Below are 14,315 nucleotides of genomic sequence, written 5' to 3'. Positions count from 1 at the left end.
TGGGTATTAGGACATTGATCCGTTCAACCCCCATCATACGAGGCGCTCCTTTTTTTGTCCAAGCTCAATTCTTAGACTCTACAGGAATGTTTACACATTCATCGATGGCTGTTTTCGCTGAATAGCCGCTGTGGCAATCGTTACGTTCAATACACAGCTAAGGGAATCGTCGGCTGAGCAGCCGTCGCTTATTAGAGCCCTAGAATATGATAGCCGGCGTCGACATGCAGCACATCGCCAGTAACACCGCGTGACAGGTTGCTGAGCAGGAACAGGGTCGCGTCGCCTACCTCGTCCTGGTCGATATTGCGGCGCAGCGGCGCGCGCTCTTCAATTGTCGTCATAATATCGTTGAAGCCAGATACGCCTTTGGCTGCGAGCGTACGAATCGGGCCTGCGGATACTGCATTGACGCGAATACCGTATTTGCCAAGGTCTTCGGCCAAATATCTGACGCTTGCTTCAAGCGAAGCTTTCGCCACGCCCATCACGTTATAGTTGCGCACGACACGGCTAGCACCAATATACGATTGCGTAACGATGCTGCCGCCTTCTGTCATCAGCTTCTTCGCTTCTCGTGCAACCGCTACGAGCGAGTAAGCGCTCGTGTCTTGTGCGAGCAGGAACCCTTCGCGCGAAGTGTCGACGTATTCGCCCTTCAGTTCATCCTTCTCGGCGAAAGCGACCGAATGGACGAGTCCGTGAATAACGCCTGCTTGCTGCTTTATCTCCTCGAATGCCGCAGCGATGCTCGCATCGTCGTTCACGTCGCACGATACGCACATCAGCGGTTCGATCGTCGCATCCTGCAGCAGTCCGGTCAGCTTAGCGAGCGAGCGTTCCTTCCGGTATGTGAAAATCAGCTTTGCTCCTGCGCTGTGCAGTGACTTCGCAATGCCCCAAGCAAGGCTGCGCTCATTCGCCACCCCCATGACGACGACGTTCTTCCCATTCATTAATCCGGTCATTGTCTTACCTCCAAGATGTCTATGAATTAGTACTAACTATTAGTACCAGATGCTAATCGTATAAGCCCATTATAGCTTTAACTGCGGGGGAGAAGCAAATACATAGCTAAATAGGAGCGTTGTTATTTGACTCGAGAAGATGAAAGGTTACAAGATCACGGTGAGAATGAAGGAGAGATGTATGTGTTGATATCGGACATTCTAGTTGGCAGGTCAAGTGATGGAGTTGGAGATGGAGATAGGAAGGCAGAAGCAGAAGCAGAGGTAGAGATAGAGGTAGAGGTAGAGGTAGAGGTAGAGGTAGAGGTAGAGGTAGCAGAGATAGAGGTAATGGCATGAGCAGGAGAGGAGAGGAGAGGAGAGGAGAGGAGAGGAGAGGGGCAGACAGGCGGTGCAATAGACATCCCATATCCGGCAACGTGAAGTTCAGAGATTATGACTACCACCAGAACAACAAACTGCCGCGGGATTAGCCAAGTAGATGACCAGTCCCGCGACAGTGTGGCAAGCGATTAAACTATTTCATTTGTGCTTGCTTCTGCTTCAAATCCTCATGCCATTGATCCATAAAATGATTCTGATCGACGAGTTCGCTCAGCAGCTGTACGGCTTTATCTTTGTTGCCAAGACGCCAGTAAATGTCGCTGCGCAGCTTCTCATATCCGATGTGATTCGGATAGATCGCGAGCGCTCGGTCATTGTCCTGCTGTGCAACCTCGAGATAGCGACGATCGTGGGTGGCGTCGTATTCAAGCAGATACATACGTGCCTTGCGGTCATAGATTCGGTCTGGCCAGATCGCGTAGTCCGCGCTTCGATCAAGCAGCTGTACAGCATCCGCTTTACGTGCCTCGGAATAGGCCTGAGCGGCGGACTGTTGAAGCCGATCGGATACCAGCAGCATCGTCGACAATACGAACGTACCGGCTGCGACGAGTATAGCGGTTGACTTGAAGATAAGGTGACGGTGCTTACTTGTTGTCGCCGAGTCTGCACGCTGGCTAGTAGCTGGGACCGCGACTAAGATAAAGAAAAGTCCAAGGATATAAGGAAACGATAGAGAGAAATCGACTAAACTATGCAGCAGCAGTACACCACCAGCTAGTGCGCGAATGACGTATAATTTTGCTTCCGTCGACTCCAAGCTTCTAGCAGCTAGTAAGCCTCGAACAATCGGCCAGATGCAGGCTGCGGCCAGCAGCATAAAACCAATGATGCCGACCTCCATCATGACCTGAAGCGGCCCACTGTGAACATAAGCGGTGAAGTAATCGGATGAACGATAAGCATATTGCAGATTGGACCATGCTCCTGCACCGCAGCCCCATATCGGCGAGTCCAATACGAGCGACCATGCATCGCGATAATAGACAAGCCTCGTCGCACCTTCTCCCGTACGCGAAGTAAAGGTGCTCCAGCGTTCTGCCATGCCTGGGCCCATCCAAATAAGAACAACAGCTAACACAGGAATGGCGCATACGAGTACAAGCTTGATGGAGCGGCTTGAAATCGTGATACGGTTCAATGGAAATCGAAGTACTAGCCCAAATAAGATAGCTGCCGGGATACAAAGCAGCGGAGTCCAGCTGTATGCAGCCGCAGCCCCGATGCCCAGCACATTGCTGATACACGAGTGGAGCCATAATACAGCCATATCTCGCCTAAGGATAAACCATAGTACAGGAACGACGGTAAGCATAAGCACAAGTACCGTTCGCGATTGTGTCATATAGATGCCAGCAGCGCATAAGAAGATCGGGATTTGCATCCATGGGATGAAGGACGGTTGAACGACCGACATAGCGATAGCCATAATTAGGCCAACTAACAGCACAACCGCATAGCTGTTGGCATAATCGATATATCCGGCGAGGCGACCGTCGACGAAGCGATTGGATATGATCGCGATGGGTACCGAGAAACCGACGACCCATGTCCATACGGTCCATATTCGATTCATCACTTGCTGCTCAGCCGATTGGACGAACAGAAGCAGCGGGATGAGCATTACGGCTCTAAGCAGCCCAGTCAGCGCTTCGTGATGATCATCACCGTAGGTTAAGCTTATCGCGTATAAGACAAAGAAGGCGGCTAGCAAGTACAACTCCGCACTGCCTTGGAGCCGTTGTTTAATCAAGAACAGGATGAAGCCTATCGAAATGACGAGAACAGCTGCCATCTGTTCAGATTCAAGCAGGAATCCGTGAAACCACGGACCACTTAGCAGGAAGAGTAGGAGTGTTATTGTTCCGACCGTAAGCTTCTGATTAATCGCTTGCTTTATCATGATGTGATCCATCTCTTTCTCATCGGTATACGGGAAGAGACCCGATTGCTCGGGTCCCTCATTCATTCTATTGCTCGAGTAAGGTAATCAATTTCATGAGCACTTGTGCGGCTTCTGCACGTGTTGTCATACCTCGCGGATTAAATCCGCCTGTACCATTGCCGTTGATCAGGCCATTCGCAGATGCGGTATTCACCGCTTCTGAAGCCCAACTGCTAATCGCGCTTGTATCGTTGAAGGAGACTGGTTTAGCATCCGTCTGCAAAGCTGCTTGTTTCAGCTTCAGTGCATTGACGATGATAACAGCCATCTCTTCGCGTGAGATGGACTTGTTAGGAGCGAATTCGCTAGCACTGATGCCTTTGATCAGGTTGTTCTCAAATGCCGCAGCGACCGCCTCCGCATACCAAGCTGTACTCGGGACATCACTGAATGTCGCAGGCTGCGATGATGTAAGTCCAAGCGCATTGACGATCATAGCGGTGAACTCCGCCCGCGTAATCTTCCTGTTCGGAGCAAATGTATTGTCCGATACGCCTTGTACAATTTGTCTCGCTGCTAATTGTTCGATTGCATCATGCGCCCAATGGGTGGCGCTAATATCTGCAAACGAGCGATGCGCTTCAAGGACGCCATATTGGCTGAAGTGACTGATCTGAGCGACCAGCTTACCGTTCTCCCAATGCCCAGGTACGTAGGTCAGCGCGCCGTCATCTGCAATGTAGTACACATTCGTTAACGACTTGTTGGCATCGCTGTCTACCTCGAACGCTACCGTAATCGGCGCATTGAACTTGGAGAGTGTAACTGGCGTGCCATCCTTCGCTGTTATTGTGAGCTTAAACTCGTAAACAGGTCCGACGGGTTTAACCGTACTGCCGGAGGAAGGCTGAATAGCATCTGTTACTTGTGCTTCACTGACCGGAGCAAAGGATAACGAAATTTGTGCATCTGCCAGCTTGTCCGTTCCGATCAGGTCGGAAAGCTGCTGCAGCACTTCTGGCGGTAACGTAATGGTGGAGTCGTCACCTGTTAACACCAGCTTATTCCTCGCACCTTCACCCTTCAATAACGACGCAGCGATATCGACACGCTGGCTGTCCTGAACCGGCAGTGTAACCGTACCATTGACTGCTGCAGGAATATCCTCAGATTTGAAGGTCTTGCTTTTCGGTGATTCAGACTCATTACCGCTGTTATTCTCTGTGCTGGTGTCCTCACTGGTAGATGGTACGCCGCCGCCACCACCAACGATAGGGATGCCGCCTCCGCCTCCCGCTACACTAGATCCGACCGTGAATGTCTTGGATAATACCACTTCGTCATTTGGTCCGATTGGCTGGCTGAAGGTGATGGTGTAAGTGCCATCAGCAAGCGTCTTGGTAATCTCATAATTGGCATCGGTGTCATAGCTGTAAGAAACGGCTTCGTAAATTTTCTTCTTGCTGCTGTCCTTAATTGTAATGATTGCCGGAACCGTATAGGTGTAGCTGCCGTTGCCTGCAGCAATCGTTTCCACCCGCTGAAGTGCCAAACCACCACTAATAAATGCTGGTTTAAAGGACAATGTCGTTGTACCGTTCTTTGTTCGCTGCGTAAAATTCAATTTGGACTGGGATAATTCGACTTTGCCAGTGAACGGAATGACCGTGTCCTGGTTCATATTATAGGTCTTCGTAGTGATCCACTGTAATTTCCAAGGGATTTCCCCTTGCGAGTACGAACTCGTCATGAACATAAATTTGTAATTACCAGGGCCGACATAAGCTTGTTCATATAGATTGCTATCGTTCCAGCTGTAAAGATAAGAAGGGGTACCCGGAAGAATTGACCGGAAAGCAATAAAAGGTGCTTTATTTTGCAGCTGCAAACGATGTGTGCCTAAGTCAGTAAGGGACGTAATGCCACCTGCCGAGTTGACCTGAACCTGTTTCTTCAGATGGTAGTAAGATGTGATTAAGTTTCGACCATCTTCAATGAGTTGGAAGTTTTGTGGCCGCATCAGAATCGTGTCTAGTCGGATCTGACTGCTATTCTGATAGCTCCAGCTTAGATCGGTGTCGAATAATACATCTTCACTGCCGATCGTAGGGAATTCGCCCCGTAAATTGTTCAAATCGAAACCGTTCGGCAGCTTGTCGGTTACCTTTACGGCTACGAGATTGGATGGGGCCTTCATCTGCTGTAGACTGAGAAGCTGAGCGCCAGTCAACTTCACTTGATTGTAGTAAAGAATCGTTCCATTCGACGTCTTCAAATTGACGGTCATATGCAGAGCATACTGTTCACTCGCAACAATACCGGACGGGTCGTAGAAATAGATCTTGCCTTGCGATACCCATCCCGTAATAGGAGACGAAGGATTTTTAATCGGTATCAGGCGGGTATCCCCGTATCCAAGGTCCTCGGATGTATAGCCAGTCGGCGGTTCGATTGGGATGACAAGCGCATTCTCATCATACGAGTTCCCGGCAGTGATGTTCGCCTGCCCGGACAGCTTGACGAGTGTATCCGGGAATCGCTGGCTGCTAATTTGCAGCGAGTAGTCGCCCAGCAGCGCCGGTATATCTGCCTGAACCTCCTGCGTCGACGCTGTTCCCAGTGCTCCGCCAATCCTATTGTTGGACGCATCATACATCTGATAATTAATAATAGAGCCATTAGCAGCGACCGACTGGCCATCGTCAGAAGGATCAACGGATGTGTAGGCAATCCCGTTGTCTGTCGATTGAACGGACATTGTGCTTGCATGATCCGCTTCTCCTACCATGAACGTCATCTCATCAGAGGTAGAGTCGACACGATCTGTGATCTTCGCAATTTCAAGTGGCGCGACGTCCGTCAACAGGTTGTCCTGCTCATCCATATAATCCGTATAAACCCGTTGATTCACTTCTCCAGCGGCAAAGATTTGATTATAAGATAAGCGATTATTGAACTCGCGTCCGAAGCGAAGGCTAACATCGCTTTGAACCCCGCCCAAGCCCTTATCGAACGAATAACGGTAACCGTCAGACTCAACGTAGTAGGAGGCTGTAATATTCATGCCTTGCGTAACGACATAACGATTCGCCTCGTATTTGCTGGAATAATCGAACGAGCTTACCTTCAGCTTCGCATTGTCATAGCCTGTCGGCAGTTGAATTTGAACGGTTGCTCCGTTCATGCTGAACGATTGGTTGTCATCGTTAGACAACTTCACGCTATTGGAAAGCAGATAGCCTGTGTCACTGCTCTCATCATATAAGTTCGTTATCATGGACAGCTTGCTATCTGTCTGAATATAGAGATCGGACTGATGATTGTTCTGGAATCGAGATGCGAATGGCCAACCAATCGAGTTGTTATAATCGTCAATCATTGCGATAACGAGTGTATCTTCGGAAGTTGCGTAGTTGGCACTGACTGTAACGTGTTTGAGATTAGCCGCTTTTAGTTGAAGCTGTTGCGTGTCATTGGTAACGGATTGTTTGTACATGACGGTATGCTGACTATTCGATGAAGTACCCGTAACGATAACATCGTAGCTGCGGCCTACAACAAGCAGGCTGCTTGGGATAACAAGCGCTTCTCCTTTGCTAATTGAAGATGTGTACGCAGGCTCGGAGTAATACTGCGTTCCATCATTGTCGCCATTGCCGATATATGGTGGTATCTTCTCGAATACTTGGACCTGCATGTTCTGCAGAGGTTGTCCGGCTTCGTTCTCAGCTTGAACAATGATTCCTTTGCCCGTGTAGTCATTAGGGTTGTATATGTTAATCGACTTCTTGATAGATAACGGCTGTGTTAGACCAGGGTACGTAACCGTCAATTCAAAAGTATAAGTATCGCTGGACAGCAGCGGCTCGAAATTATGATAAGTGCTTCTCCAGTTTTCTCCTTCGGATTCATAAACCGTTACGTTCTTGCTGTCTGTTATTTTAATCTTTGATTGGATTTGTTCCTTATATTCACCATCGACCAGGTCGGTCATGCTGTTCAACTGGAAATCGCCATTGCTGATTCGCGATTCGATCCAAAAACTGTCCGCGGAAAAACTTGACCATGAAATGTTGAGTTCCGGAGGTCCGACTAGCAGTTGTTTATTCCCGGTTACATCGATTTGGTCAGCACTCCAAGTTGTGGTGCGATCTCCGCCTTCGATTTCACTATGCTTCGTGCAGTAAATGGAATAAACCCCGTTATTCACGACGAGTTTATTAATATCTGAGAATCCGGCATACATATTCATGTTTGCAATGCTCGTGGATTGGCAGATATCAGGCAGTACAAGCGTCGAGGCCGTATTTACGTTATTAGGATTAAAGGTCAGCGCTGCGTTCGGGACGATCGGAAAGGACTGGGTGACGAGGTATCCTGTATGCTCCTGCTCTCCTCGAATGCTCAGATCCAAAGCGGTTTGAGTAGTGAGAATAGATAGGTTTGCTAGGTTGGTGGTCCTAAAATCGTTAGGAGCTTGGAGCATTGCATTACTAAACGTAATAGAGGATGCATCCAGTGGAGCTAGTATGGCATTGGGATTAATATCCCACATATCCAGATTAATCAAGTCCTCGCGCGTCATCTTAATTTCATCGATATAGAGGATGGAATTATCAGATTGGAGCCCGTTAAATAAAGCGGATACGGATAGTGTGACAACCGACTTTGGTGGGATTGGGAGCTCGCTTACATTGATCATCCCATTAAATGATTGCGAATAATAGTTGGTGGTATCGCCGTTCTCTTCCGTGTAATGGAACGTGAAGCTGCCGTTGTTAAAGGCGTAACCATCCATTGCACCTAGTATAAGAAAACCTTCTACAGAAGCGGGGGGATTCATGATTGGAACTTCTTGCTGCACCTCGGCTTCTGGCAGCGGGAGTGACTGAACCTCGCTTTCTGGATTGTCGACCGGCTGTGTTTCCTCCGTGACGGTGCTGTCTGCCGCATTTTCTTCTGTTGTTTCTGCTTGTACGGGCAATGCTAGCGTGAATAGAAGTAGAAATGCAATGACGCTTGCTGCACAACGCTTAAACATCGTTCAGATCCCCTATTTATCAATTTTTTTAAACGTTTACCATAGAAAATTATAGCATTTAAGCTTTTTATTGAAAGGGATTACGATGATCCGAATTCTAAAATTCTCCTAAATTTGTTTGAGTTATCTCAATTGAACAGCGTCTAACGATTGCTATTTTCGGAGAGACTGCTAGATAAGAGATTTCCATTAGGGCAGGAGGCAGGAGAATCGCAATGACGACCGTGACGAACTATGAACGTTGGCCGGAGGATGAGGGAGTGCGGAGCAGCGGGGAGTGGCATGAGCCGCCGGAGCTGCTGCTGGAGCGGATGCGGAGCAAGATCGGGTCGGTGCTGTATGGCAAGGAAGAAGTGATTTCGAAGGTGCTGGCAGCGTTTCTAGCAGGTGGACATGTGCTGCTGGAGGACGTACCAGGCGTTGGCAAAACGATGCTGGCCCGCGCCTTCGCCGCGGTCATCGGCGGTCAGTTCAAGCGGATTCAGCTAACGGCGGATATGCAGCCTGCAGATGTAACCGGCGGCTCGGTATGGGATGGACGCAGCGGCTCCTTCCTATTCGTGCCGGGGCCGATTATGGCCAATGTCGTATTGGCCGATGAATTAAACCGGACGCCGCCGCGCACGCAGTCAGCGCTGCTGGAGGCGATGGAGGAGCGGTGCGTTACGACGGACGGCGAGAGCCGCCGGCTGCCGGAGCCATTCATGCTTATTGCCACGCAGAACCCGTGGGATTATGAGGGTACCTTCGCACTGCCGGAGGCGCAGACGGATCGGTTCATGATGCGGTTGTCCATCGGCTACCCATCGGTGGAGCATGAGGTGCGATTGCTTGCGGCGCTTGCAGACAACCGATCGGTCGACCCATCGGGCTTGAAGCCGGTTGTCGCGGTGGAGGAATGGCGCAGAATGCAGCGCGAATGCAAGACCGTGCATGTGCACCCGGATCTGCTGCCCTTTGCGGTTTCAATTGTAAGTGAGACGAGAGCTGCAGTGGAGCTGGAAGCTGGAGCAAGCCCACGCGCATCTCGGGATTGGCTTCGCGCAGCGCAGGCGACCGCTTATATGGAAGGAAGACGGTTTCTGCTGCCGGACGATTTGTTAGCGACGGCTGAGCCTGTGCTTGCGCATCGGCTGACGGTGCTGCCTGCTTATGCGGCGTCAGGACAGACGGCGGCAACGGTGCTGGACCGTATCATTCGCAGTACGCCGATGCCGGCATCCGTTGCTGGGAGGCGCCGGCGATGAGCAGCGGCAGTAGTACGTCACAAGCGGCTAGTGCGCCAAAGGTGAACAACGCTAAGCCTATGATCAAGAGGCTGCAGGTTAAACAGACGCAGCCGATCTATCGGACGCGCCGATGGATGTGGACGATGCTGTCGGCGGGCTGGCTCTCTACCGTGGCGGCTTCGATCTTGCGCGGTCAAATGCCAGAAATATTCGCAGCGGTGCTGCTTAGCGGTATTGTCATCGTTGGACTGCTTCCGATAATCGCAGCGCGAGTAGCCGGCATTGAGGCGCATCGCGTACTTTCGGCGCCGGAGACGACGGCGGGCGGTGAGCTGCAGGTTACGCTGACATTTCATATGCGAATGCCGCTTCCGCTCTTATGGGTATATGTTCGCGAGGAATGCATTAATGAGAGTGGTGTGCAGCCAAGGGCAGTCTACTATGGGGATGTCGGGCTTCCTTGGCGGGGGCGGGAATGGCAGACTATGTATAAGGTTCGCGAGCTGGCACGCGGCGCTTATCGTTATGGAGCGATGGAAGTTACGCTTGGCGATGCGTTTGGATTAACAGCCGTGAAGCGTGTCGTGAAGGTTCGGACGGGCGCTCAAGAAAGTGGAATTGTGCGAAGTCAGATGAACGGCAGAGCACGGATTCAGGCGGATATTCAGAATAGCAGCGGACTTGTGAAAATGTCGCAAATGGATGGAACTGCTGCATCGGAGGCTGTGGAGTCTAGTGAGAGCCGTAGGCGAGCTTCTTTTCTCGTGCTGCCGGATTGGACAGGTCATTGTGAACTGCCCATTGGAGGCGGGAAGTCGAGGGCGACCATGGAGAGCAGGCCGCTTGATGGATCAGCGGGCGGCTACGTGCATGCAACGGAGCGTGCGCGTCCTCGTCAGCGCACAACGGTCGCCGACCGAGCGGGGATGCAGCGTCAGCCGTACCGGCCGGGAGACGATGCACGTCATATTGATTGGCGTGCCGCTTCACGGGGCGGCAGCTGGGTGACGAAACGGGAGCCGGCATCGCAGCCGCCCTCGCTGCTGATGTTGATCGATTCTGCCGCGGAGGCGTACGATGGCAGCGATTATTGGTTCGATGCGGCTGTTGGTTATGCGGCCGTACAAATCCGACATGCGACGGCCAACGGCGTCTCCTTTCGTCTGTTAGATGGCAGCACACATGCAAGTAAGCCAGTGGATGCGCAGCAGACTTCGCGATTATCGGCTCAGCGGGAGGCGCTGGAGCGATTGACGCGAATGAAGCCAACGGCTCCGACTGCTCTGACTGCGGCGGGTGGTCAGCCCGGCTTGGAAGGTATAGATGCCGTATTAAATCGCGAGGGCATTACGCGCGGCGCGACCTTCATGCTTATTACGGCAGAGTGGCGCAGCGGTGAGCTTGGCGAACGGCTGGCCGCTTATGCGGCAGCGAACGGCTGGCGCATTGAGGTGCATGTATTGACGGCGAAGCGCCTGCCGTCGACTGGGATGAGAGCGCGTCAGCGCGATTGGGAGCGTGCAGGCATCCGCGTCGTATGGGTTCCGATGCCAGGCGATGACGATAAGGCGAAGCGGACTGCAATCGTGGAAGGCGGTGAAGGTCATGAGCAAGCAAGCCAATAAGCAAGTGCCAGATGACAGCCGCAAGGAGCGAAGCTTGTATGAGGCGGTTCCTTTTGTCCATCGGCTGTGGACGAGTCTCTTGCTCTACGGCTTGCTGCTGGAATGGATCTGGCCATGGGCGCGTCCGACCGGCAGTATGAAGGTCGATGCTGCGCCGCTGCTCATTGCGGTGCTTTGTTTTGCAGCTGGGGAGCTGTTTCGCTGGCGTGCCGTTGCCGCCTTCTTCTGGAATGTCCTCGTCATTGGCTGGACGTTGTGGCAGCTGTATGGGGAGGGACAAGCGCCAATCGCTTGGTTGATGGATTTCCCGTCGCGTATGGCGGATGAGGCGATGCGTCTGACCGAGGGCGGCCTCTGGCTTATGTCGGGCGAGGTGCGGGCGCTGATCCTGCTGCTCGGCTGGGCGCTGCTTGTACCTGCGCTGCAGCTTATTATTTGGGCAAGACAGCTCTCCCATGGAATTGGGCTTGCAACCGTCCTTTATTTGCTGATGCTGCATGAGTGGCTCGGTATGAATACGCAGTGGGGCGTTGCAAGAGCATCGCTCGAATGGCTGCTGTTAGCGGCTTCCGTCACGCTGGCACGCGTGCATCGGGTATATGGGCTGGGGCCGGACAATGGGACAAGAGCTGGGCGATTGGCTGGCTGGCAGGGCGGCTGGACAGGCGGGACGCTTGTCATCAGCGCGCTGATCGCCGGAGCAGCGCTGCTGGGTGCATATCAGAAGCCCTGGTCTTCGGAACCTGCTGAATGGACGGCGAATTGGTCGGACCGATGGGAAGGGGCGATCGACCAATTGTCGGATCGCTATTCGGCGCAGGCAGCGAACGCACGAGGCAGCAGCAACGCATCGACGGGTTATGGGTTCGATGACAGTCGATTAGGCGAAGCGCTTGTGTCGAACAATCAGGTGATGTTCACGGTGCAGTCGGCTCAGCCGATGTATTGGCGCGGCACGTCCAAGTCGATCTACACCGGCAGAGGCTGGACGGACGACGGGACGGAATGGTCGAGCAGGCTCGTTGCCGATCCAGGTACGTCTGCGCAAGCGGTGAAGGAAACGTTCCGCTTGGCGGAGCCGGAAGCGGGACTGCCGCTTTTTGCCGGAGGGACGGATGCCATTGTGACACAGCTCGTGTCGGATTCGCCTTCGAGACAGCAGCTCCGCTACTGGGAGGATGAGGAGACGGGGACGCTGTTCGCGCCGGGCACAGGGGTGAAAGTGGCTTCGTATACAGTGGAGGCGCAGGCGCCGCTGACGGAGGAGCAGCTGCAGCAGCGGCTTAATTCGATGCAGGGGCTGACCGAAGATGACCCGGAAGAGATTGTGAAGACTTATACGCAGCTTCCGGCGAATTTGCCATCCCGTGTCTCCGAAATGGCAGCGCAGGTCATTGCAGACGGACAGGACAGCTGGGGCGGCATGACGCGTTTTGCAAAGGTAAAGGCGTTGGAAACGTTCTTGAAGACGCATTACACGTACTCGCTTGATGGCACGGATCAGCCGCCAGTTGGTTCAGATTTCGTCGACGATTTTCTGTTCGAGCAGCAGCAGGGGTATTGCGTTCATTTCTCGACGGCGATGGTTGTGATGCTGCGGACGCAGGGCATTCCGGCTCGTTATGTGAAAGGCTTTGCGCCTGGTGAGCTTGCGGAGACTGACGGAGCGGGGCAGGGACAAACGGCAAGCACAGCGGGAGGTAACGGCAGTGGCGCAGGGCTTGCAAAGGCAGTTCGCAGCGATGGTGCTGCTGTTGATGTGTTGGGAACGGCAAACGATTCGGGAGGCTTGAAGCTGGCTAGCGTACTGCTGAGTGCGGGAAACAGCGCAGCTTCGGCATCGACGGGTACAAGTGCCATTCGTAACGATGAGGACGGAAAGCTTGCAGGGGCGATTATTGCCGGCATGGCTGGGGAAGTCACAGGTGCGGCAGGATCAACGGCAGCGGTAGGATCAACAGCAACGGCAGGATCAACAGCAACGGCAGAATCAATGGCAGAGGTGGAAAATAAAGGCGGCACCGCGCCATCGACGTACGTCGTGCGCGATTCGGATGCGCATGCTTGGGTTGAGGTGTATTTTCCAGGCGTGGGTTGGGTGCCATTCGACCCAACGCCTGGCTTCAGCGGCGCGTCGGCTGCCCAGCCGTCCGCAGCCGCAGCGCACAGCAGCTCATCGGGCGGCCACAGCCAGCCCGATGCCGCTGCGCCAAGCACAAGCGCCGCGCAAGATGGCGGCGCTCGTGCTTGGCTGTCGGCGGCCGCTTCGCGGACCGCCGACGCGCTCGCGCGAGCGGGCGAAGCCCTCGCGCACGCGGTGCGGCACGCCGCCGGCCGTGTCGCTGCCGGCGGCGAAGCCGCTTGGACGGCGGCATGGCCGCCGTCAGCGCCGCTGGCCGCGGCGCTTGGCGCAGCCGCGCTCGCGGTCTGCGCGCTGGCGGCGCATGGCGCCGCCCGGCTGCGCCGGCGCGGCACAGCCGCAGCGCTGCGCCGCTATGCGCGCGCAGGAGGCGCTGACGCGCCAAGCGCGCTCGTGATGCGGGCGAGTTATCTCGCCGCATCGGATGCGCTGTGGCGGCGCGTCGAGCGCCGGTTCGGCGCCCGCAAGCCGGCGCAGAGCGCGCGTGCTTACAGCGCGCAGCTGCCGCTCACGAGCGGCGAGGCGGCCGCGATGGAGCGCTTCCTGCGCTGGGACGAAGCCGCGCGCTTCGGCGAAGCCGCCGCCTTCCGCGGGCCATCCGCTCAGGAGCTGGCGGACGTTGTCCGCCAGCTGCAGCGCAGCTCGGCCCACGCACGCCGCAGCAAGGCGACGGTAACGCCATAACGTCGCCTGAATAAGCATTCAGATAATGAAGAAGCTGTCCCAAGGCACGCTTGGTGCCCCGGCGACAGCTTCTTCTTTTTTTCTTCTTTTTCTTTTTCTTCTTCTTTTTTCTCTTTCTCTTTCTCTTTCATTTTCTTCCCTTTGTCAATTCCCTTTTTATTACATCTTTATATCCTTATATCCTTACATCCTTTTATTCCATCCGACCTCCGCTTCTACTCCGGCTTCAACTCCCTTGCTACGCACCGCATTTTACCAATATGGATCTCTTCCTGCACCTCTGCTCAGACCGCATCTCGCTAGAACCTTCTGCTCCCCTCAACTGCCGCCTGAATTAACGGATAGCTTCTTTCGCGCAA

At 53.6% G+C, this 14,315-nt stretch carries 7 protein-coding genes; 4 read left to right on the top strand and 3 right to left on the bottom strand.

Features of this window, described 5'->3' with window-relative positions; translation table 11 throughout:
- Nucleotides 1-191: 191 nt before the first annotated feature.
- A complete protein-coding gene (gene fabI, locus DFQ01_RS24535) occupies nt 192-968 on the bottom strand; it encodes an enoyl-ACP reductase FabI (RefSeq protein ID WP_110046586.1) in 777 nt (258 codons plus the stop codon).
- 126 nt (nt 969-1,094) lie between these two features.
- On the opposite strand from fabI, the gene DFQ01_RS30905 reads away from it, so the two are divergent.
- A complete protein-coding gene (locus DFQ01_RS30905) occupies nt 1,095-1,307 on the top strand; it encodes a hypothetical protein (RefSeq protein WP_146216924.1) in 213 nt (70 codons plus the stop codon).
- 178 nt (nt 1,308-1,485) lie between these two features.
- Here the strand turns inward: DFQ01_RS30905 and DFQ01_RS24525 are convergent, their stop codons facing one another.
- Together DFQ01_RS24525 and DFQ01_RS24520 are read right to left on the bottom strand one after the other, a co-directional pair.
- Nucleotides 1,486-3,321 (bottom strand): O-antigen ligase family protein, encoded by a 1,836-nt coding sequence (locus tag DFQ01_RS24525; RefSeq protein WP_110046584.1) that lies wholly within the window; start codon nt 3,319-3,321, stop codon nt 1,486-1,488.
- A 1-nt stretch (nt 3,322) separates the two neighbouring features.
- On the bottom strand, nt 3,323-8,278 hold the full coding sequence (locus DFQ01_RS24520) for an S-layer homology domain-containing protein (RefSeq protein ID WP_110046583.1): 4,956 nt from the start codon (nt 8,276-8,278) through the stop codon (nt 3,323-3,325).
- Nucleotides 8,279-8,493: 215 nt separating this feature from the next.
- On the opposite strand from DFQ01_RS24520, the gene DFQ01_RS24515 reads away from it, so the two are divergent.
- From DFQ01_RS24515 to DFQ01_RS31755, 3 genes are read left to right on the top strand one after another with little or no spacing between them, the layout of a single operon-like run.
- Complete coding sequence (locus tag DFQ01_RS24515) at nt 8,494-9,525, top strand: AAA family ATPase (RefSeq protein ID WP_110046582.1); 1,032 nt, start codon at nt 8,494-8,496, stop codon at nt 9,523-9,525.
- Nucleotides 9,522-11,132 carry a DUF58 domain-containing protein gene (locus DFQ01_RS24510; RefSeq protein WP_110046580.1) on the top strand — a complete coding sequence of 537 codons (1,611 nt, stop codon included), beginning with the start codon at nt 9,522-9,524 and terminating at the stop codon, nt 11,130-11,132. The genes DFQ01_RS24515 and DFQ01_RS24510 overlap by 4 nt, the downstream gene beginning before the upstream one ends.
- A complete protein-coding gene (locus DFQ01_RS31755; RefSeq protein WP_245946865.1) occupies nt 11,113-13,956 on the top strand; it encodes a transglutaminase domain-containing protein in 2,844 nt (947 codons plus the stop codon). Before DFQ01_RS24510 ends, DFQ01_RS31755 begins: the two co-directional genes overlap by 20 nt.
- Nucleotides 13,957-14,315: the final 359 nt, after the last annotated feature.

Source organism: Paenibacillus cellulosilyticus, assembly GCF_003182255.1.
In the GTDB taxonomy this organism is placed as follows: domain Bacteria; phylum Bacillota; class Bacilli; order Paenibacillales; family Paenibacillaceae; genus Paenibacillus_T; species Paenibacillus_T cellulosilyticus.
Note: the sequence above shows the minus strand (reverse complement) of the source record. Positions and strands in the feature narration are given on the sequence as shown.